General features: G+C 64.2%; 24 protein-coding genes, 1 tRNA gene and 3 pseudogenes. 11 read left to right on the top strand and 17 right to left on the bottom strand.

Annotated elements, in window-relative coordinates:
- The first annotated feature begins 151 nt into the window (after nucleotides 1-151).
- The 3 genes and pseudogenes from hemA (at nucleotide 152) to QMK33_RS21140 (ending at nucleotide 2,618) form a co-directional block, all read left to right on the top strand.
- Complete coding sequence (gene hemA, locus QMK33_RS21135) at nucleotides 152-1,408, top strand: glutamyl-tRNA reductase (RefSeq protein WP_283566616.1); 1,257 nt, start codon at nucleotides 152-154, stop codon at nucleotides 1,406-1,408.
- A gap of 264 nt (nucleotides 1,409-1,672) precedes the next feature.
- Nucleotides 1,673-2,017: pseudogene (locus QMK33_RS23690) on the top strand (glycosyl hydrolase 53 family protein); the annotation flags it as partial.
- A 118-nt stretch (nucleotides 2,018-2,135) separates the two neighbouring features.
- Nucleotides 2,136-2,618: pseudogene (locus QMK33_RS21140) on the top strand (glycosyl hydrolase 53 family protein).
- 56 nt (nucleotides 2,619-2,674) lie between these two features.
- Here the strand turns inward: QMK33_RS21140 and QMK33_RS21145 are convergent.
- From QMK33_RS21145 to QMK33_RS21155, 3 genes are all read right to left on the bottom strand, one after another.
- Nucleotides 2,675-3,205, bottom strand: coding sequence for a hypothetical protein (locus tag QMK33_RS21145; protein WP_283566617.1), 531 nt, complete (start codon nucleotides 3,203-3,205; stop codon nucleotides 2,675-2,677).
- Between the two features lie 23 nt (nucleotides 3,206-3,228).
- Nucleotides 3,229-3,477, bottom strand: a complete 249-nt coding sequence (locus tag QMK33_RS21150) for a hypothetical protein (protein ID WP_283566618.1) — start codon at nucleotides 3,475-3,477, stop codon at nucleotides 3,229-3,231.
- 209 nt (nucleotides 3,478-3,686) lie between these two features.
- Nucleotides 3,687-4,496 carry a DUF4468 domain-containing protein gene (locus QMK33_RS21155; protein ID WP_283566619.1) on the bottom strand — a complete coding sequence of 270 codons (810 nt, stop codon included), beginning with the start codon at nucleotides 4,494-4,496 and terminating at the stop codon, nucleotides 3,687-3,689.
- 192 nt (nucleotides 4,497-4,688) lie between these two features.
- On the opposite strand from QMK33_RS21155, the gene QMK33_RS21160 reads away from it, so the two are divergent.
- Entirely contained in the window at nucleotides 4,689-5,327 is a 639-nt protein-coding gene (locus tag QMK33_RS21160) for a hypothetical protein (protein ID WP_283566620.1), read from the top strand.
- Between the two features lie 12 nt (nucleotides 5,328-5,339).
- Here QMK33_RS21160 and QMK33_RS21165 read toward each other — a convergent pair whose 3' ends face one another.
- Nucleotides 5,340-5,648 (bottom strand): hypothetical protein, encoded by a 309-nt coding sequence (locus QMK33_RS21165; RefSeq protein WP_283566621.1) that lies wholly within the window; start codon nucleotides 5,646-5,648, stop codon nucleotides 5,340-5,342.
- A 346-nt stretch (nucleotides 5,649-5,994) separates the two neighbouring features.
- On the opposite strand from QMK33_RS21165, the gene QMK33_RS21170 reads away from it, so the two are divergent.
- Complete coding sequence (locus QMK33_RS21170; RefSeq protein WP_283566622.1) at nucleotides 5,995-6,267, top strand: UBP-type zinc finger domain-containing protein; 273 nt, start codon at nucleotides 5,995-5,997, stop codon at nucleotides 6,265-6,267.
- Between the two features lie 16 nt (nucleotides 6,268-6,283).
- Here QMK33_RS21170 and QMK33_RS21175 read toward each other — a convergent pair whose 3' ends face one another.
- The 9 genes and pseudogenes from QMK33_RS21175 to QMK33_RS21215 all read right to left on the bottom strand — a co-directional run bounded on the left by QMK33_RS21175 (nucleotide 6,284) and on the right by QMK33_RS21215 (nucleotide 11,703).
- Entirely contained in the window at nucleotides 6,284-6,481 is a 198-nt protein-coding gene (locus QMK33_RS21175; RefSeq protein ID WP_349361789.1) for a T9SS type A sorting domain-containing protein, read from the bottom strand.
- A gap of 12 nt (nucleotides 6,482-6,493) precedes the next feature.
- Complete coding sequence (locus QMK33_RS21180; RefSeq protein WP_283566623.1) at nucleotides 6,494-6,853, bottom strand: choice-of-anchor I domain-containing protein; 360 nt, start codon at nucleotides 6,851-6,853, stop codon at nucleotides 6,494-6,496.
- Entirely contained in the window at nucleotides 6,854-7,222 is a 369-nt protein-coding gene (locus tag QMK33_RS23695) for a choice-of-anchor I domain-containing protein (RefSeq protein WP_502867086.1), read from the bottom strand. It lies immediately after the preceding gene.
- 40 nt (nucleotides 7,223-7,262) lie between these two features.
- A pseudogene (locus tag QMK33_RS21190) lies at nucleotides 7,263-7,934 on the bottom strand (choice-of-anchor I domain-containing protein); the annotation flags it as partial.
- Between the two features lie 99 nt (nucleotides 7,935-8,033).
- Nucleotides 8,034-8,213 (bottom strand): hypothetical protein, encoded by a 180-nt coding sequence (locus QMK33_RS21195; protein ID WP_283566626.1) that lies wholly within the window; start codon nucleotides 8,211-8,213, stop codon nucleotides 8,034-8,036.
- Nucleotides 8,214-8,325: 112 nt separating this feature from the next.
- Nucleotides 8,326-9,720, bottom strand: a complete 1,395-nt coding sequence (locus QMK33_RS21200) for an FAD-containing oxidoreductase (protein ID WP_283566627.1) — start codon at nucleotides 9,718-9,720, stop codon at nucleotides 8,326-8,328.
- 164 nt (nucleotides 9,721-9,884) lie between these two features.
- Nucleotides 9,885-10,049, bottom strand: a complete 165-nt coding sequence (locus QMK33_RS21205) for a DUF3606 domain-containing protein (protein WP_283566628.1) — start codon at nucleotides 10,047-10,049, stop codon at nucleotides 9,885-9,887.
- Between the two features lie 273 nt (nucleotides 10,050-10,322).
- Nucleotides 10,323-10,559: a hypothetical protein gene (locus tag QMK33_RS21210; protein ID WP_283566629.1), complete on the bottom strand. Its 237-nt coding sequence runs from the start codon at nucleotides 10,557-10,559 to the stop codon at nucleotides 10,323-10,325.
- Nucleotides 10,560-10,941: 382 nt separating this feature from the next.
- Nucleotides 10,942-11,703 carry an HAD family hydrolase gene (locus QMK33_RS21215; protein WP_283566630.1) on the bottom strand — a complete coding sequence of 254 codons (762 nt, stop codon included), beginning with the start codon at nucleotides 11,701-11,703 and terminating at the stop codon, nucleotides 10,942-10,944.
- 139 nt (nucleotides 11,704-11,842) lie between these two features.
- Here QMK33_RS21215 and QMK33_RS21220 point away from each other — a divergent pair, with 139 nt between their 5' ends.
- Nucleotides 11,843-12,352, top strand: coding sequence for a DUF4112 domain-containing protein (locus QMK33_RS21220; protein ID WP_283566631.1), 510 nt, complete (start codon nucleotides 11,843-11,845; stop codon nucleotides 12,350-12,352).
- Between the two features lie 143 nt (nucleotides 12,353-12,495).
- On the opposite strand, the gene QMK33_RS21225 is transcribed toward QMK33_RS21220, so the two are convergent.
- The 3 genes from QMK33_RS21225 to QMK33_RS21235 all read right to left on the bottom strand — a co-directional run bounded on the left by QMK33_RS21225 (nucleotide 12,496) and on the right by QMK33_RS21235 (nucleotide 13,774).
- Nucleotides 12,496-12,762, bottom strand: a complete 267-nt coding sequence (locus QMK33_RS21225; protein WP_283566632.1) for a DUF202 domain-containing protein — start codon at nucleotides 12,760-12,762, stop codon at nucleotides 12,496-12,498.
- Between the two features lie 147 nt (nucleotides 12,763-12,909).
- On the bottom strand, nucleotides 12,910-13,158 hold the full coding sequence (locus QMK33_RS21230) for a hypothetical protein (protein ID WP_283566633.1): 249 nt from the start codon (nucleotides 13,156-13,158) through the stop codon (nucleotides 12,910-12,912).
- Nucleotides 13,159-13,700: 542 nt separating this feature from the next.
- Nucleotides 13,701-13,774, bottom strand: a tRNA-Asp gene (locus QMK33_RS21235).
- Between the two features lie 375 nt (nucleotides 13,775-14,149).
- Here QMK33_RS21235 and QMK33_RS21240 point away from each other — a divergent pair.
- Both QMK33_RS21240 and QMK33_RS21245 read left to right on the top strand, forming a co-directional pair.
- Complete coding sequence (locus QMK33_RS21240; protein WP_283566634.1) at nucleotides 14,150-14,557, top strand: hypothetical protein; 408 nt, start codon at nucleotides 14,150-14,152, stop codon at nucleotides 14,555-14,557.
- 129 nt (nucleotides 14,558-14,686) lie between these two features.
- Nucleotides 14,687-15,109: a DUF4394 domain-containing protein gene (locus QMK33_RS21245; RefSeq protein WP_283566640.1), complete on the top strand. Its 423-nt coding sequence runs from the start codon at nucleotides 14,687-14,689 to the stop codon at nucleotides 15,107-15,109.
- On the opposite strand, the gene QMK33_RS21250 is transcribed toward QMK33_RS21245, so the two are convergent.
- Complete coding sequence (locus QMK33_RS21250; protein ID WP_283566635.1) at nucleotides 15,051-15,872, bottom strand: universal stress protein; 822 nt, start codon at nucleotides 15,870-15,872, stop codon at nucleotides 15,051-15,053. The two genes, QMK33_RS21245 and QMK33_RS21250, sit on opposite strands and share 59 nt — an antisense overlap.
- Before the next feature lie 204 nt (nucleotides 15,873-16,076).
- On the opposite strand from QMK33_RS21250, the gene QMK33_RS21255 reads away from it, so the two are divergent.
- Genes QMK33_RS21255 through QMK33_RS21265 form a run of 3 tightly spaced genes read left to right on the top strand, consistent with a single transcriptional unit; the run spans nucleotide 16,077 to nucleotide 19,220 of the window.
- Nucleotides 16,077-17,669, top strand: a complete 1,593-nt coding sequence (locus tag QMK33_RS21255; RefSeq protein ID WP_283566636.1) for an oleate hydratase — start codon at nucleotides 16,077-16,079, stop codon at nucleotides 17,667-17,669.
- 53 nt (nucleotides 17,670-17,722) lie between these two features.
- Nucleotides 17,723-18,709: a 2-hydroxyacid dehydrogenase gene (locus QMK33_RS21260; RefSeq protein ID WP_283566637.1), complete on the top strand. Its 987-nt coding sequence runs from the start codon at nucleotides 17,723-17,725 to the stop codon at nucleotides 18,707-18,709.
- A 37-nt stretch (nucleotides 18,710-18,746) separates the two neighbouring features.
- On the top strand, nucleotides 18,747-19,220 hold the full coding sequence (locus tag QMK33_RS21265; protein WP_283566638.1) for a BLUF domain-containing protein: 474 nt from the start codon (nucleotides 18,747-18,749) through the stop codon (nucleotides 19,218-19,220).
- The last annotated feature ends 174 nt before the right edge of the window (nucleotides 19,221-19,394 follow it).

Raw genomic sequence — 19,394 nt, forward strand, 5'->3', positions numbered from 1 at the left:
TGGGGACTGCGCCAAGTAGTGAAACCCGCTGCCTAACAACAATCAACCGAACGCTTGACGCTCCTCATGCGTTTGACCGGCTTTTGCGCGGAATTTTGGGGCTGCAAGTGCCTCCCGCCCGGGTTGCTTGCTCCAGGCTAAGCCGGTTACTATGATTCATCCCTTTAAGGCCGTCAGCCTTTCCTATAAAAACGCCCCCCTGGCTATCCGTGAGCAGCTTGCGCTGGATGGGGCCGCCTGCGACCAGCTGCTGCACGTGCTCCAGCACACGCTGGGGCTGACCGACGTGCTGGTGCTCGGCACCTGCAACCGCACGGAAGTGTACTACTGCGCCGCGCACGACCAGCGTGCCGCCATTATCGCGGCGGTGGGGCAGGCGCGGGGCCTGGATAGTGCAGAAGACTTTGCGGCCTATTTTACCACGTATGGCTCCGCCACGGCCGCCGCGCGGCACTTATTTGATGTTGCGCTGGGCCTTGATGCGCAGGTGGTTGGGGATGCGCAGATTGGCAACCAGGTGAAAATTGCCTACCAGCGCTCGGCCGATGCCGGGGCCGCCGGGCCGTTTTTGCACCGGCTGCTGCACACCGTTTTTGCTGCCCACAAGCGCGTGCAGCAGGAAACGGCCTTTCACGACGGGGCCGCGTCCACCGCTTCGGCCACGCTGGCGCTGGTGGAGGCCCTGACCGCCGCCGTGGCCCGGCCGCGCGTGCTGCTGGTGGGGCTTGGGGAAATGGGGTCGGACATCGGCCGCTACTTCGCTAAAAGCAAGCACTTTGCCGACGTCGTGCTCTGCAACCGCACGCCGGAGCCGGCCGCGGCCCTGGCCGCCGAATGCGGCCTGCCGGTGCTGCCCTTCGAGCAGCTGGCGCGGGGCCTGCAGGCCGCCGATGTTGTTATTTCCGCCGTGGCGGCCCCGTGCCCGCTCTTCACCCGCGAGCTGCTCGCAGGGCTGGATATTCTGACCCCCAAATTCTTTATCGACCTCTCGGTGCCGCGCAGTGTGGAGCCGGCCGCCGAGAGCGTGCCGGGCGTGCTAGTCTACAACCTGGACGCCATTCAGCGCAACGCCGCCACCGCCCTGGCGGGGCGCGCGGCGGCCGTGCCGCAGGTGCAGGCCATCATTGCCGAAAGCCTGGCGGGCTTGCACGAGTGGAGCCGGGAAATGCAGGTGTCGCCCCTCATTCAGAAGCTAAAAAGCACGCTGGAGCAAATGCGGCAGCAAGAGGTAGGCCGGTTTCAAAAGCAGATGAGCGCCGACGAAGCCCGCCGCATGGAGGCCGTTACCAGCGCGCTCACGCAGAAGTTTCTCAAGCTGCCCGTGCTCCAGCTCAAAGCCGCCTGCCAGCGCGGCGAAGCCGACCAGCTCGTGGCTACGCTCACGGAGCTGTTTGCCCTGGAGGCCTAATGGGGCCGGCAGCAGGGCCCGGTGGGCTCCGCTTTGCCCGTCCTTTTTCTCATTCCTGCGTTGCGCCTGGCTGCGTAAGTCGGACTAGCTGCCACCGGGGCTAGCTGCTGCCAACTTCCTTGGCGTACTACCTGATTATAAGGTGGTTGTCGTGCGTAGCCCGGCGCGCTGGTGTTTGGCCTGGCCGGCGGCACGGCGCTACTTGCCCCCGCTGCCTCGGCCCAATCCTTTGCCAAGGGGGCCGACGTGGGCTGGCTTCAGCAGATGGAGGCTACGGGCTACGTGTTCTGCAACGCGCAGGGCGTGGCCCGGGACTGCTTTTATATTTTTAAAGCTCAGATTATCAATTTAATACGACTACACGTGTTCGTCAACCCGTCCGATGATAAGGCCAGTGGGTATGGCAGCCCGGCCAAAGTGGTGGCGATGGCCACGCGGGCCAGGGCGGCGGGTTTTTGGGTCATGATTGACTTTTACTACCGCGATACCTGGGTCGACCCCGGCGGGCAGGCCAAGCCCGTGGCCTGGGCGGCGCATCCCTTCGCGCAGCTGCCCACCGCTGGGTACGACCGCACGTTCAGCACCCTGACGGCCCTGCAAGCCGCCGGCGTAGCGCCCGAATGGGTGCAGGTTGGCAACGAGATACCCGGCGGCATGCTCTGGCCCGGGGGAAACACAGAAGAACCCGGCCCAGCTCGCCCAGCTCATCACGAAGGGCTACGAGGCGGTGAAAGCCGTGCGCCCCACCTCCAAGGTCATCGTGCACCTCAACCGGGGCCACGACAACGCTATGTACTAGTATTTCTTCGATACCCTTACGAAAAACGGCGGCCGGTTCGACGTCATCGGCATGTCGTGCTACCCCTGCTGGCTCAAGCAAGACTACACCGAATTCATCGCCAACCTGCGGGCCAACCTGCTCGACATGGTGGCGAGCTACCCCGGCAAGGAGGTGGTAGTGGCCGAAGTGGGCAACGACTACACAAAGGTGCAAAACACCTGCGACCTGCTGGTGGCCACGCAGCCGGCCGTGCCCCAGGGCAAGGGCCTGGGCGTGTTCTGTTGGGAGCCCGAGGGGGCCAAAAGCTGGCGCGGCTGCCAGCTCAACGCCTGGGGCGACGATGGCCGGCCCTCGCCCGTCCTCAATGCCTTTTTGAACACGCCCCCGGCGAAACCAGCCCCGGCGCGCCTGGCCCGGAAGCACCGGTAAAGAAGCGCTGCGCTGTAGGCAACTTACTGTAGCATAGCTGCTATACCCCCACTGCATCAGCGCCCGGTAGGCGCTAGGCGGGCGGGCTCGTAAGCGGCTATGCACTGCGCAAGGCGCTGAACAGCTTCGTCCAGCCGCGCCTGGGTGGTGGGCAGCCGCAGGGGCCGGGCGCACCCCGAGCTATAGTCGGTGCGGGTGCGCTGGAGCCACGCCACGGCTTCCTCCAGGTCGCTGAACAGCGTTAAGCACCTAGTGGGCTCGCGGTTGGCAATTTCCTGGGCCATGTAGCGGCCGCCCAGGGCGGGGGCGCATACCCAGGCCAGCTGCCGCACCCCCGTAAACTCCATTACCGGCACAAACTCCTGGGCTAGCCAGGGTGTTACATCCCGGCTAATGCTGGTTACCAGGGCGTTGCTATTTAGTACGCGCGGGTAGTTGTTGCGCTGGTAGCAGCGGGTAAGCTCCAGGCACGCCGCCTGCACGCCGGGCAGCGTGAGGTCCCCCTGCCAGTCGGCGAAGAGCCAGTCGTTGTGCGAATCGTAATACGTAGTGAGGCAAGGACCAGCGTGCAGCAGCTGAAGATTCATCGGGGCAGAGCAGAACGGGTAAGCTAGAGAGTGGGCAGCTGCTGGCGCACGCGGGTAAGCTCCTGGCCCAGGCGCTCGACGCCCCCGGTTTGTTCCCCGATGCGGAAATAGGCGAACGAAAAGTCTACAAAACCGCTGAAGCTAAGCTGCGCCGCTATCTCCGGTACTTCCTTGGTAAGGAGCGCGTACTCTTCCAAAAAGCCGCGCAGCAAGTCGCGGCGATTGGCGTAGTGGTCAAGCGATTTACTGGGGTCCATTGCGTTGGGACTCATAAAATAAAGGGAATAATGCCCGCACCTACGCAGTAGGGAGGGCCTTTGGGTGTACGCAGTGGACCCAAAAAGCCATTTATTTACCCAGTGCAGCTGGGGCCCGGCGCGCGCGCAAGCTGCCTGCGGGCCCGCGCCGGGCGTTGGGGGCGTAACGATGACCCCGGCGCCCGGCGCGGGGCTGGTGATGAAAGCCGAACAGCAGTAAGCGGCTAAAAATCGCTGGCTTTTTTTGCTGCCCGGGGTTGTTGCAGGGTCATGGCCTCTTCCAGCCCGGCCAGCAGGTGGCGCACGTCGCGGGTGGCAGCCACTTTCAGGTCCGTCCAGGGCTTGTGGCTGCCGAGGCCGGCGTAGCCATACAGGCTGGCATTGTCCTGCTCCAGGGCCCCGCCCGATTTCATAGAGAGCGTGGACTTAGCATTGTGGGCTAAGTTGCTGAGGACGTACTTATAACGCCCGTCTTTTACGTAGATGGTGAGCGTGTGGCGCACCACCCCGGCGTAGCTGCTGCGCAGCACGCCCGCGTACACATTGTAGACCAAAGCGGGCAGCTCACCCTGCACCACCAGCTGGCCCGCGGCGGGGTCCTGCTGCTCCAGCACGCCGTTGCCGGAGGTATAGGCGCTGGCGACCCAGGCGGTAGCGCGGGCGTAGAGGTCGGCCTGGCTGACACCCGGCACCGACACCACGCCTTCGTAGGTAATGAGCTGGGTGCGTGGGTCAAGGGGCAGCTTCTCGGCATCGGCGGGGTCGTAGTCGCGCAGCTTATCCACGGGCGTGAGGTAGAGAAAGCCGTCGTTGCGCACGACCACCCAGCGCGGCGAAAACCGGCCCACCACCACGGCTTCGGCCTGGCTGAACAGGTAGCGGCTGGGCTTGCGCGCCGTGTCGGCGGCGCTGCGGTAGAGGGGGGCTTTGGTGAGGCCCACGTGGTAGGTGAGGGGCGGCAGCGTGGCCGCCAGCTGCTGGGCGGCTCCGAGCAGCGGCAGGGCCAAGGCCCCGCACAGGCAAATCAATTTCATGGGGCAGGAAGAGCTAGGGTGGGCTGGCAGAGCCACCACGGTGCAAGTTCGCCCCGAATAAGTGGTTGGCGGTCCCTGCGCGGCCGTTGCTATCGGGCTTTTGCCCGTATACGGGGGCGCTGGCGTAGCCCTGGGTAAGGAGCCCGCGCCCGCGCCGCCGCGCACCGGGCGGCGCAGCTCACTCAAAAACGTATGGGAATCTTCAACCTCTTCGCCAAAAAGCCCACCAAGCCCTACCAGAACGACGGGCTGAACCACGTGTACGAGCTCTTGTTTTGCGACGATGTTGCCCTGTACCGGCAAGCCACCGCGCCCACCGCCTACCCCTGGACCGTGCTGCTGGCCGCCGCGCCCACCCCCGCGCAGCTGCAAGCCGTGGCGGCCGACAAAACCCTGGAGGCGCGCCAGCGCCTGCTGGCCTACCGCTTGCTGGCCGCCAGCGGCGCATTCATCGACCACCGCGAGATTTTGGGCGTGGTGGTGGAAGTGGGCCTGCCCGGCGGGCTCGACGTGCTGGCCGCCTTTAGCGAGGGCGGGGCGCGCTACCTCAACCAGGCCGAAAAGCTGCTGGTGTGGGAAACCCAAACCCCGGAGTCGCGCCAGCTGCTCGACGAGCTGTTTGCCGCCAGCCTCACCGTCGTCAACCAAATTGGCAAGTGGGACCAGCCGCGGCGGCCCTTCCCGCCCAATGGTATGGTGCGCCTCACCTTTCTGGTGTCCGATGGTTTGTACTTTGGCGAGGGCCCGTTCGACGTATTGCAGGCCGACCCCATGGGCGGCCCCGTCATTGCGGCCGCCACGCGGCTGATGGCCTACCTCACTGAGCAGTAGCCCGCGCTGGGCCTAGCTGGTGGGCACGCCCTCGCGCAGCAGCTGCTGCACGTCGGTTTCGGAGGCGAGCAGCTCGTTCTGGGCCATGTCTAGAAACGTCTGGGCTTGCCGACGCGCGGCATCCGTGGGCGGCTCCCCCTCTAGTAAAAAGCTAACTAGTTCTTCCTCAGTCTTTTGCAAAACACTATCTAGTTCTAACTCTACAAGCGGGTTGGCACCCAGGGCCAAGTACAGGCGCACGCTGTGGCGTAGCTGCTGCTGCCACGAGGAACTGGCCGTGCGGGCCAATAAGCTAAGGGACGGGTGGTAATCTTTTTCCATGCCCCGCAAAGGTAGGAAACTAAGAAGAGATAGGACTAATGTGGGAAATTTTATTTTTTCCTGTTGAGCTAAATTCTGGCTCACCGGGGCCCGCTCGCCGGCCGGCTTGAGCGCCCGGCCGGCCGGCCGCAGCTTGGGCAGGTAACGCAGGCGAGCATATCCCCAAAGCGCTGACCACCAATTAATAATGCCCCGGCTCATTACCTTGCTGCCGAGTTAGCAAGAAGTATAGCTAGCTAGCAAAGTGGTCGCAAACTCGGCTTTAGTACCGTTTAACTATGTCATAAATAATAATTTACTAATAATAAGCTGACCGGTGTTACGTTGCCGTTCGTTTTCTTTTGTTATGGACATTTCCTGTCAACACCTGGCGGCGCTCGACCTTGCCCACCTAAAGCACGATACCCGGCACGTGTGCCCCGAATGCGTGGCCTTGGGCGATGCCTGGGTGCACCTGCGCACTTGCCAGCAGTGCGGCCACGTGGGCTGCTGCGACGACTCGCCTAACAAGCACGCTACCAAGCATTTCCGCGCTACGCAGCACCCCGTTATCACCTCGGCCCAGCCCAGCGAGCGCTGGGCCTGGTGCTACCCCGACGAGGCGTTTCTGGAGTATTAACCTGCCGCCCCCCAACCTAGCGAACTACCAGCTTGCTGGTGGCCCCGTCGGTGGCGCGCAGCACGTAGATGCCGGCTGCCAAGCCGCTGGTTTCGAGCTGGTTGGTAGTAGCTAGCTGGCGCACGGGCCGGCCCGTGAGGTCGTGCAGTGCGCCCGAAATGGGCCGGCTTAGCTGCACGGCCCCGCCCTGGCTGGGGTTGGGGTAGAGCAGCAGCGGCGCGGCGGCCTACCCGGCCCGCGTGGCCGTCATGGTGGGGGTCTGGATGCCGTACACGGCCACCGTGCTGCTTACTTCGTTGACCAGCACCAGCAGGGGCTGGCCGGTAGGGCTGTCGGCGGCCGCGATAAATACGAGGCCCTCGGGGCCCAGGTCGCCGGTGCCGGCCGTGAGGCTGCGGTTGTTGAGGCAGGTTTCGAGCATTGGGCTGGCGGGGTTGTTAATATTGAAGACCAGCACGGTGTCGCCGAGGCGGTTGGTTACGTTGAGGCGGCCCAGCACGGCGTTGTTCTTCAGCAGCGCCGCGTTTGGAAACGCCGCAGCATCGAGCACGTGGGGCGCGCTGGCGCTGGTGGTGCCCAGGCGCACCTACTCGCTAAAGCCGGCGTAGTCGCGGGCGTCGCCCTCGCTGGCCGCCAGCAAATACGGCGTTCCGCCCACCTCAAACGTGGCCAGGGCATTGGGCTGGCGCATGCCCTTAATGGGCCAGCTGGCAAGGAGCGCCTCGGAGGTCTGGTCGGAGGCGTCGAGGTCGTGGCCGGGCCGGCTGAGGTCGCTATAACCCACTGGCCGAATGGCCGTTATCTGCTTGCTGCCCAGGTCGAGCACCGCAATGCCGTTTTTTTCTTGCAGCGTAATGTAGGCCGTGCGCGAGTCGGCGCTCACGGCTATGTATTCGGGCTCCAGGTCCTGCGCCACCGTGGCGGGTGTGGCCGCCAGCCCACCGTAGAGGCGGATGCCCTGCGCCCGCCGCGCCGCCGCCTGGCCTGTTGTAGGCGGTGAAGCCGGCCGTGGTCACGTTGGCCTGGGTGAGGCCCGCGATGCCGCCCAAAATATCAATCATCGACACGCTGCCCTCGGGGCCGGTGGTGTAGGCGGCGTTGGGCTCGCCCTCGTTGGCGGTGAGCACGTAGCGGCCATCGGGCGAAAAGGTCAGCATGTCGGGCATGGCCCCCACGGTTGCTTGCTTCTGAAACACGCCGTTCTGGTCAAAGAATACCACGCTGCCGTTGGCCCGCGGGTTGGTATTTTCCAAATTGCAGGCTATCAAGTCGTTGCGGGCATACACCGAGTTGAGGCCGCCGTAGGTTTTGATGTCAATGGAAGCAATGGCCGGGATGGCGGCCGGGTTGGCCAGGCTCAGAATAGCGAGCTTTCCGCCCACCGAGTTGGCCACGTACAGGCGCTTGGTGCTGGCATCGTAGCTCACAATCTCAGCCGAGTTTAGCTGCGTGGTGCCGCTGAAGGGCGTGCCGGTCTGGTAGCTCTGCAACAAGCTCAAGCTGACGGTATTGGTCCGCGCCGGGGCGGCCGCGTCGTTGTCCCGGATATACACCAGTGTGTCGGTGGCCCCCGCCGTAATGGTGGCGTTGGCAGCGTTTTGCAGGCGCACCACGAAGTACTCGGTTTCCCCGCCCGCTGCGTCATCGAGAATAGGAATGGTCAGCATTTGCGGCCCCGTAGCCCCGGCCGGAAACGTAATGGTTTGAGTGGTGGCGCAGGTGAAATCCTGGTCGGCCGTGGCCGTGCCAAACGCCTGCAACACCACCTATACGGTGCTGGCCGCCGCCCCCGGGCTGGCAAGGGTAAGCGGAATGCTGACGCTGCCCGCGCCCTCGGCCACTACCAGCGTGGCGCTGGGCCGGCTAATCATCTGGGCCTGAGCCGCTGAGTAAGAAAACCCCAACAGCAAAGCTGCGGGTAGCAAGGAGGAAAAGTACGGGTGCATACGGTGCGAATTGGTTGGAAGAACCAAAACTACCGGCCGCACATTGCGGCAGTATGAGGAAGTTATTATGAACTAGAAGGGGATGTAGCGTGGGCTCTGCGCAACATTGCCTCTACGCAGCCGGCTTGGCTTCCAGCGGTTTCAACTCGCCAAACACCGTCGGAATCAGCTCGGCCACGGTGGGGTGGATGAATACGTTGCGGCGCATGAAGGCGGCCGTTTGCTTGGCATACATAGCCGTGATAATGCAGTGAATGGCCTCGTCGCCACCCACGCCCACAATGCTGGCCCCCAGAATCTGGTCGGTTTCGGCATGCACCAGTACTTTGATAAAGCCTTGCGTTTCACCCTTTTCCACGGCCCGGCCTACCTTGGTCATGGGGCGCTTGCCTACCAGGGCGGGCGTACCGGCGGCGCGCACCTCGTCTTCAGTGAGGCCCACTTTGGCGAAGGGCGGGTCCACGTAAATGGCCGACGCGGGCAGCCGGTCGCCCACGCGGCGCGGGTCGTTGTCGAGCAGGTTGGCGGCCACTATCTCAAAGTCGTTGTAGGCGGTGTGGGTAAACGCGCCGCGGCCGTTGCAGTCGCCCAGCGCCCAAATGCCGGGCACGGCCGTTTGCAGCTGCTCATCTACCGGGATGAAGCCGCGCGCATCGGCGTGCAGGCCGGCGTTGGCCAGGCCCAGGTCGTCGGTGTTGGGCTGGCGGCCAATGGCCAGCAGCAGGTGCGAGCCGCGGCTGGGCGAGGCATCCTGCGCGCAGTGTACCTGCACCACGGGCTGCCCGTCTTCCAGGCCCAGGCCAATGCAATCGGCCCCGAGCCGCAGCGTAATGCCTTCACCAGCCAGGCTCTCGTGCACGGCGGCGGCCACGTCGGCATCTTCGTGCGGCAGCAGGCGCGGGCTGCGCTCCACAATAGTGACCTGCGCCCCCAGCCGCCGAAACAGCTGCCCAAACTCCAGGCCCACGGCTCCCGCGCCCACAATGAGCAGGTGCGCCGGCAGCTCGGCCAGGGCCAGAATGGTGCTGCTGGTGAGGTGGGGCACCTGCGCAATGCCGGGCAGCGGCGGGCGGGCTGGGCGGCCGCCCACGTTCAGAAAAATGCGCGGGGCTTCGAGCACGTCGTTGCCCACCTGCATGGTGGTGGCCGATAAAAACCGGGCGGTGCCCCGAAACACCGTGCAGCCCTTCATGTGCAGCAGCCAGTTTTCGAGGCCATTGCGCGAGGCGGCCACAATGGCGTCTTTGCGGGCCTGCACCGGGGCCAGGTCCACGGTGAGCTCCCCCACCGAAGGCAGGCCGTAGTGGGTGGCTTGGCGCAGGGTGTGCGCGGCTTTAGCACTGGCAATGAGCGCTTTGGTGGGCGTGCAGCCCGCGTTAACGCAGGTGCCGCCAAAATCCTGGCGCTCTACCAGGGCCACCGTGTAGCCGGCGGCCGTGAGCCGGCCAGCGAGCGACGGGCCCGCCTGGCCCGCCCCAATAATGAGCGCATCGAAAGAGTGAGTCACGGGAAGCGGCCTTTAGCAGAGAAGCCAGTGCGTAGCTAACGGCCACCCCCGCGTACTGTTGCCGCCCGCCGGCCCGGAAGCTGAAAAAGCTCACGCGCCAACCCGGGTAGCTGGCACGTAAGCTTCTGGAAAGTAAAGTGCTGACCCTAAGCGCAGGCCGGATACTAGCGGTTGAGGTAGGCGCGCACGTCGGAGGCCAGCACGCCCACGGCGAGCACGGCATTGCGCAGGCGGGTTTCGGTGCAGTTGAGGACGTGACACCAGTAGTTTATCTCGTTGGTAGACAAAACGTTGACGCGGGTGTTATCGGCGGGAACGGAAGCAAGCATAGCGTTGAAAAATGATAATTTATAAGTAACTAATTGCTATGCAAGGAGTTGCCGCAATAAAGGATGCTGGGCGCAACGGCTGTGTAGGTAAGACAGGGTTACCTGCGCGGCGTAGCTGCCTATAAAAGTAGGCTTAGCAGCTAGCAAAAACTCAGAATAGCCCGGGTTTTGAAGGAGAAAATAGTATAAATTCCTGGCTGGCTTTTACTTAGGCAGGGGAGAGCCCCGCCGGGCCTGCCGGGGTGGGGGCTGGTGGCCCGCCCGCGCCCAGCCTTAGCTTAGGCCGGCGTTGGCTCGGAACCGGGCCGCGGATTCCAGGGAATACACAACTTCGTCGATGGTGAGGCGGCCCCGCATGAAGAGGTCAAGCACCTGCTGCTGGTAGGGCTCCAGCGCAAAGCGCGTGCCCTGCGTGAAGGAAATAACGGCTGCTGCCAGGCGCTGGCGGCTTTGCTCAGTAGCAAGCGTAGCAACCTGCAAAGGTTGAAGAGTAGGGGTGGGATAGTTCATGTTCTAAAGCTAGGCCCCGCAACGCAAACGGCCGTATTGCTTTTGTTCAATTGCCTGAGAACCTGGCTAAAAACTTTTAGCAGTGCAGTGAAGGCGTAAGCCCAGCCCAGGTGGGCCCCGCCGGCTTGGCAAAAACTGGCACAGTACCGGCCCGCTGCCCCCGCGCCAATCCAGGCTTGCGCGCTTCCTCCCGGAAATGGCGCAAGGCGTCTGTCATGGCGAGCGCAATACGCTGCGCATTAGTACATTAATGAAGGCTATCTGACCAGGCCCTGGGCGGGCTGCCGGGGTTGAGTTGGTAGCCCGCTCGTTGTTTGCGCCGTTAGAACAACTAGTACGAACAACGAGCGGATAGCCGGTGAAAAGGGTGCCGACCTGCGCACTACGCCGGCGCGCCGGCAATGTGGGCCAGCACCCCGGCCAGCGGCTCCAGGCTGGTGATGGCGGGCACGCCGGGCAGTGGCTGCGCCGCGCCGTTGCGATTGAGCCACAGCGGGCGAATACCCACGGCCAGCGCCCCAAGTACATCGGCCGCCCAGTTGTCGCCCACCAGCACGGTGTCGGTGGGGCGGGCATTCAGCTTGTGCAGGGCGGCCGCAAAAATGCGTGGGTCGGGCTTGGGCACGCCCACGTCTTCGGACGTGATAAGGGCATCGACCAAATCTGCCATGCCCATAAAGCGCAATTTATCAGTTTGCTCGGCCGTGCGGTTGTTGGTGATGATGCCCACGCGGTAGTGCGGCCGCAGGGCTTGCAGCAGGGCCAGGGCCCCTGGCACCGGCTGGCGCAGGCGGGCGTAGTGTGCGTAGTAGGCATCGGCCAGCCGGTCGGCGTCGGCGGGAGTGGCGCGGGGCTGGTAGCGGGCCAGCAGCCCCCGAAACCGCTGGTCGCGGGCCTCGGCGGGGGTGAGGCGGCCGTGCAGCACGTGCAGGTGCAGCTCTTCCAGTAGGTCGCTGTAAAACTGGTAGAAAGCCTCGAAATCTACCGTCGGGAAAAAGGGTAGCCCGGCGGCGGCTACCCGCAACGTGGCCCGCGACGTGGCGGTGTGGTCAAACAGGGTATCGTCCAAATCGAACAGGACCGTGGTGGGGCGCGCGGGCCGGGGCACCGCGGCAGGCAAGGGCAAGGGCAAGGGCAGGGGCATAGAAAAAAACGGGTTGCTACCCAGGCAGACAAGCCAAGGGCCGGCAGGTTTTGCCGGGTGGCGGTGGTAGGCGGGCAGTGGCTACTGCGACCCTTCCGGGGCCGGGCAGCGTATAGCCGTCAACTATTCCTGCCAGACCATGCCCACCACTACCCGCCGCCCCGAAATTACCGCCTTCGATGCCGATGAGCGCCTGCGCTGGGTTGAGCGCGTGGCCCGCCTCCTCGACAGCCAGTTTCAGCTGCCGGGTACGCAGTTTCGCTTCGGCCTCGACCCGCTGCTGGGCCTGGTGCCCGTTGTGGGTGACCTATCGACCACCTTGGTGTCGGTAGCGCTGCTGCTCACCATGCTGCGCCACGGGGCCAGCGGGGCCGTGGTGGTGCGCATGGCCCTCAACATTCTCATTGATACCGTGGTAGGGGCCATCCCAATTTTGGGCAGCATCTTCGACTTCACCTTCAAAAGCAACGAGCGCAACGTGGCCCTGCTGCGCCGCCACTACGCCCAGGGCCAGCACACTGGCAGCGGTAAAGGCTTGATACTAGTGGTGTTGGTGCTGTTCGTGGCGGTGGCCGGCCTGGTGGCCTGGGGGAGCGTGGCGCTGCTGCATTGGCTGTGGCTGGCTATGGAGGGGCATACTAGCTGGTGAGCCTGGTAACCAGCTAGTTGCGCCGAATAGCCTTTGGTCGTATTCGGACAAGAAAACGGCTTTTGCGTAAGCTCTCTAATCTAACGTTTTCCAAGTAGCTGCGCTAACCAAGTGGTTTCCAGTGCCAGTCTGCTGGCCAGGCGCTATTGGTCGGCAAATTGGCAAGCTGTGAGCTGGTGCCGACGAATGCGGAAGCGCAGCAAGCCCACCGCCAGCACCAGGCCTGCCCCAGCCAGGGCCGAGTAGCCCAGCCGGCCGCCCCGCTCGGGGTGAAATTGCAGCAGCGTTAACCCAAAGCCCAGCAGCGCCAGGCTGGTGCGCACGTAGGTGAGCAGGGTACGCTCGTTGGCCAGGCTGGTACGCTGCAAGGCCAGCTGGTCTGATAAGCTAAGGGGAAGAAGGGGAGGCATAAAGCAAAAACGAGGGAAAACCGGGGGCAACGTGCCGCTGGCTGCACTGCGTGCAGTTTAACGCAGCGCGCGGTAGTTGAGCCAACCAGCCCCAACTACCCGCGGGTGCTGCATCCAGATGCTGCGTTGCGACAGCGCTGGTGGCGGTTACTTCACCTTCACCGGCGTGGGGACGGGCAGCCGCCTATCAATGGGCTTGCTTTTTTGCACCATCCTCTGGCCCAGGGCTTTGCTATCCTTCACCACTTTGGGGCCTTGGTAGGTGGCGGCGCGTTGGTCGGGCGTTTTGGTGGGCTTGGCGGGGGCGGGGCGGGGGGTGGCCGGCGCTTGAGCGGAGGCGGTGAGCAAGTGCGCGGTGAGCACCAGGGTGCTGGCAACTGTAAGGAGCGTTTTCATTGGCTGGGGTGGTTGAAAGCTGCGTTGGGTAGCGTAGTGGTTACTTTTCGGGTTCCAATGCGCGCCTCGTGGGCAGGAAGCCAGACGAGCGCGTTAATGCAGGGGTAGTAAATACGCTGACTACGCCTGAAAGGCGCAGTTTGTGTAAGTAGGGTTGCCTAAGCGCTGGTCCTCAGAGCTATACTCAACGGCCTGGCTGGCTTAACAACGTCAACCGGTCGGCCGAATTAAAGAGCGTCAACCGGCCGGCTCGCGCCGGCGGGCCAGCCGGCTGGCCTCTCAAGCGGAAGCTTTCCGGTGCGGCGCGCTGGTCAGCAACTTGGATGAAGTAAGAAAAAGCTTGCTTTCCAGTGGTGCCACCTACCCAGCGCCGCTCAGCGGGTATGGCGGTTGTCTGCACTAGCCAGCTGCCAGGCAACGCTATCCACACGCTTGCCGCCTGCTTCTCCCGTGTTGAAATATCCAATTATTATTCGAACCTAACAAACAAAAAGGCCCTGTAAGTACTTAACTTACAGGGCCTTTTTGTTTGAAAACGATTGCGGTCTGGACGGGACTCGAACCCGCGACCTCCGCCGTGACAGGGCGGCATTCTAACCAGCTGAACTACCAAACCGTTTACCGCAGTCGGGAAAACCAAGAGGCTTTTCCGTTTTGGTGCTGCAAAGGTAAGAAAATAAAATTGGTTCTCACAAGCCAGGTGGGAAAAAAGTTCACAATTTCGTAAATCCGCGTTCGGCAGCAGCGGTAGCGAAAAAGGCTTTTCTTATCAGTAGGAGAGGGCTTTAGAAACGATTATTGTCTGGGCTGAACCGGCGCTGGGTAGCCGCGGCCGTTACCCGCAAGCCCTTGGCGAAGCAAGTGGAGTACGCTGCCCTAGGCGTGGCCAGCTGCGTTGTTGCCGCCCATGTGCCTTGTTGGCGGCCCGACCGGACTGCGGGACTGGCACCGTTTTAGCAATCGCCCGTTTTCTGCTCATTACCCTTTTTCTATGCGTTTACTGCTCGTTTTGGCCGGTTCGGCCACCCTGCTGGTTGGCTGCCGCTCGGCTAGCCCCGTGGCTCAGGCACCTCAAAACCCCCAGACCCAGATGCTTGCGCGCGCCTGGCGCCACAGCCAGGAGGAAGACCAGGGCTCGGTGCAGGTGTACCGCCCGGCCAGCTACTCGTTTCCGCCGGCCAGGGGCCGCGAAGGAATCACCTTCGAGCCCACTGGCCGCCTGACCAAATTTGTCATTGCGCCCACCGACGGGCTGTTGCCGCTACCGGGCCAGTGGACCTGGGACAATGCGCACGTGGTGCACCTGCGGGTAGCCGGCCCGCCGGCGCAGAGCTACCGCCTGAAAATAGTGGAGCTTACGCCTGATATGCTAAAAGTCAGTAGGATAGACCCTCGCTAGTGCTGCCCGTGGCCAGGGGTAAATGCCGCTGGCAGGAGTTGCCGGACAGCTTTTTGCCTGGCCGCGATTTTCAAAAACCGGGAGCCGGCACCTGCCAATTGGTACCCGAACCCGGGAGCCGTTGGTGCCATTAATGGCGTAACGGGTGCCGCCATTTCGGCCGTGGCCTATACCAACCCGGTATCGGGGGGCAGTGCCACGGTGCTCTACGACATCGACCCCACCACCGGCAAGCTGTACCGCCAGGACCCGCCCAACGTGGGCACGCTCGTTGCGGTGGGCGCGCTGGGCGTGAATACGACCGGCGTAAACTGGTTTGATATCGGGGGTGCCAGCGGCACGGGCTTTGCCGTGCTGACGGTGGGCACCACTGCCAGCGTCTACACCATTAACCTGGCCATCGGTGCCGCCACTATAAGGAGCCGACCTGCCGCGCCCCTTGCAGGCAATGTCCGTGGGCTTAGGCTTCTAGGGCCCAAACCGCCGCGCGCCGCTACGCGGCCGGCAGCACCAGCACGGGTACCGGGCTGTGCAGCAGCACGTGGGCCGTGACGCTGCGGTGAAACAGCCCGCCCAGGAAGCTGCGGGGGCGCGCCACCAGCACTACCCAATCGAACCCGCCGCCCGCCACTGCCTGCAAAATGCCGCCGCCCGGCGTGGCGTGCACCAGGGGCAGGGTGCGCAGGCCGGTGGTCAGGTCGAGGGCGAGGCCCGTGCGCTCAAGCGCCTCGCGGGCGGCGGCCGTGCCGGCCGTGGCGCTCGCCTCGTCGGAGCCAACGTGCAGCACGGTTAGCTCCGCGTGCAGCTCGTCGAGCAGGTGCCGGACCAGTACGGCGTGCGCTCCCAGGCTAAATGTTTCCTCATCAAGGGCTAGTAAGAGCCGCCGCGGAACGGTGGGGCTGGCGTGGGTGGGCACCACCAGCATGGGCTGCGGGGCGGTGCGCAGAATATCCAGCGCGGCAGTCGATACCAGCTCGTCGGCCATGCTATTGGTGTTGCGGTGGCCGAGCACTACCAGCGCGGGTTGGTGGCGGCGCAGGGCGGCGGCCACGGCCTCGGCTACCTGGCCGTGCGCTACTTCGGCCACGGCGGGCGCGGCCAGCTCGCGCGTGAGGCTGGCCAGGGCGAGGTCAATGGCCTCCTGGCTGAGCGTATCGACGCGGCCGGTGAAGTGCTCGGGGTCCAGCACCGAGTCGCGGCGCACGTGCAGCAGCACCAGCTGCGCGCCAATGGCCCCGGCCAGCGCGTCGGCGTAGGCCAGGGCGTGGTCGGCGGGTTGGAAGAAGTCGGTAAGCACCAGCAGCGAGAGGGCCATGTAGCAAGCAGGGGAAGTTGGAAACTACTGGCAAAGAACCGGGCGTGGCCGGCCCGCAGCCATGCGTTATGTCAGCCCCGCCACCTGATTTTAGTCATGGGCCGGGCCGGGCGGCCAACGGAACCTTGCAGCCTCCCAAGCCCCCTGCTTGCCTCCTGGTTTTCGGGTAGCCAGGTGAGCAGTACTCGTTCACTTACCCACGTTATGACCCAGCCAATTGCGCCTGTTTCCCGCCACGCCTACCTCGTGGGCGGCGGCATTGCCTCGCTGGCGGCGGCGGCTTTTCTTATTCGCGACGGGCACCTGCCGGGGGCGAATATTCATATTCTGGAAGAAGCGGCGCTGGTTGGCGGCAGCCTCGACGCGGCCGGGCAGGCCGACCAGGGCTACGTGCTGCGCGGGGGCCGCATGCTGAATTTCAGCTACCGCTGCACCTACGAGCTGCTGGCCGCCATTCCGTCGCTGGAGCACGCGGGCAAGTCAGTGTACGAAGATATTATGGCCTTCAATGAGCAGCTTAAAACCCACGCCCTGGCGCGGGTGGTGGACCGCCACGGCCACGTTGTGGACGTGACGACCATGGGCTTTACCGAGCCCGACCGGCTTGCCATTGTGGAGCTGCTGGCCATGCCCGAGCACCTGCTCGGCACCAAGCGCGTGAACGAGTGGTTCAGGCCCGGCTTTTTTACAACGAATTTCTGGTTTATGTGGGCCACCATGTTTGCCTTTCAGCCCTGGCACAGCCTGGTAGAATTTAAGCGGTATCTGCTGCGCTTTCTCCACGAGTTTCCGCGCATCGACACGCTGGCGGGCGTCGACCGTACGCCCTATAATCAGTTCGATTCCATGGTGTTACCCATCCTGACGTGGCTGCAAGGCCAAGGGGTGGATTTCCGGCTGGGCAGCCAGGTAACGGACCTGGATTTTGCGCCCCACGCCACTACCAAAACCGTGGTGCGCCTGCACTACACCCGCAGCCAGGTGGCCCAGATTCAGGACGTGCAGCCCCACGACCTGGTAATGGTTACCAACGGCTCGATGACGGCCAACTCGACGCTGGGCACCATGACTACCGCGCCGGTGCTCAACGCCGCGCCCGGCGACGGGGCCTGGGCCCTGTGGGAAACCGTGGCCCAGAAATACTCTGACTTCGGCCGGCCCTACGTCTTCGACAAGCGCCTGCACGAGTCGACCTGGGAGTCGTTTACGGTGACCAGCCACGGCACGCTGTTTTTCGATTTGATGGAGAAATTCTCGGGCAACAAGGCCGGCACCGGGGCGCTGGTCACGCTCAAGGATTCCAGCTGGCTGCTGTCGGTGGTGCTGGCCTACCAGCCGCATTTTATCAACCAGCCGGCCGGCGTAACGGTGTTCTGGGGCTACGGGCTGTTTCCGGATAGGGTGGGGGACTACGTGCCGAAGAAGATGAGCGACTGCTCGGGTGAAGAAATTATGACCGAACTGCTTAGCCAACTGCACTTTACCGAGCACCTGCCGGCCGTCATCGCCGAGGCCAACTGCATTCCGGCGCTGCTGCCCTACATCACCAGCCAGTTTTTGACCCGCGCCCCCGGCGACCGGCCCCAGGTGGTGCCCGAGGGCTCGACCAACTTCGCCTTCCTGGGCCAGTTTACTGAAATGCCTGACGATGTGGTGTTTACCGTAGAATACTCCGTGCGCTCGGCCCAGCTGGCGGTGTATAAATTACTGAAGCTCGACAAGCAGCCCCCCGCGCTCTACAAAGGGCAGCACGACCCGAAGGTGCTTTACCGCGCCCTGCAAACCATGCACCGGTAGGCGATGGGGAGGTAAACTACTGTTATACTGTTGCTTAACTATTTATTTCAGCTATGAACGTCATTGTTTTCAGCACCCTGGCCTTCGAGCGCCCCTTTTTGGAGCGGGCCAACGCGGGCCGGCACCAGGTGCAGTTTTACGAGGCGGCGCTCACCGACCAGACCGTGCCACTGGCCCAGGGGGCGCTGGCCGTCAGCGTGTTTGGGGCCGATGACTTGTCGGCCCCCGTGCTGGCCCAGCTGGTGGCGCACGGCGTGCGCTACGTGCTGGTGCGCGCCGCCGGCACCGACCAGGTAGACCTGCCCGCCGCCCACCGGCTGGGCCTGCGCGTGGCCCACGTGCCCGACTACTCGCCCTACGCCATTGCCGAGCACGCCGTGGCCCTGATGCTGGCCCTGGCCCGCCACCTGCGCCAGGCCAACCAGCAGCTGCGCGCCAACGACTTTTGCCTCGACAAGCTCATTGGCTTTGAGTTGCACGGCAAAACGGTGGGCATTGTGGGCGTGGGGCGCATTGGGGCCGTGCTGGCGGGTATGCTGCACGGCTTCGGCTGCCGGCTGCTGGGCGAAGATGTGCAGCCCAACCCAGCGCTAGCCCAGCGCTACGACCTGGAGTACGTGGCCCTGCCCGCGCTGTGCGCCCGGGCCGACATCATCAGCCTGCACACGCCCCTCACGGCCCAGACCCGGCACCTGTTCGACGACCAGGTGCTGGGCCAGCTGAAGCCCGGCGCGATGCTCATCAACACCGGCCGCGGGGGCGTGCTCGACACGGCCGCCGCGCTGCGCGCCCTCGATAGCGGCCGGCTCGGCTACCTGGGCCTCGACGTGTACGAGGCCGAGAAAGGGCTGTTTTTTGCCGACCACACCCGCGACCCGCTGCGCGACCACACGTTTGCGCAGCTGCTTACCTACCCCAACGTGCTGGTGACACCGCACCAGGGCTACCTCACCCGCGAGGCCCTGGCTGCCATTGCCGCCACCGCCGTGGCCAGCTTCGACGCCTGGGCCGCGGGCCAGCCCGCGCCGCACGAGCTGTAGGGCCGGCCTCTTTTTTCATCTCTTCTCCTTTTGCCTCGTGGACCTTTATCACCTCATTTATCAAAGCCAGGCCCTGGGCGAGTTCGGGGAGCCCGCGCTCGCGGCCCTGCTGCGGCGGGGCCGGGCCCACAACCAGGCCAATAACATTTCGGGCGTGCTGCTGCACACGGCCGATGGCCGGTTTTTACAAGTGCTGGAAGGCCCCAAAACGGCCGTGCGGCACCTCTACTACCACGTTATTTTGTCCGATACCCGTCATTTTCACTGCCAGGTGATAAGCGAGGGGGCGTGCGCCCGGCGCAGCTTTGGGGGCTGGACGATGGGCTGCCGCCTGGCCCGGCCCCACGACCTGCGCACGCTGCTGGGCGAAGCGCCGGCCGATGGCCTGGGGCTTACCCACCGGCCCTACTCCCGCCCCCAATTGCTGGCGCTGCTGGAAGGCTTTGTGGCGCAAGGCCCCGCCGAAATGGAGCCAGCGCACCCGCTGGACAGCCAGCCCACCCGCCACTAGCAATTCTCCTTCGCCCGTGCCGCGCTTCGCCGCTCCTGGGCTACCGGGCGGCGGCGTTGGCTCACTGCTGGCCGCGCCGGGCAGGCTACCCCCTGCCGCTGTTTGCGCGCTACGCCACCCGCGGCCGGCCCCACCCCGGCAGCCCGCCCCGTGTGCCAAAGAACTGCTGCTAAG

The sequence above is a fragment of the Hymenobacter sp. H14-R3 genome, assembly GCF_030063445.1.
Lineage (GTDB): Bacteria > Bacteroidota > Bacteroidia > Cytophagales > Hymenobacteraceae > Hymenobacter.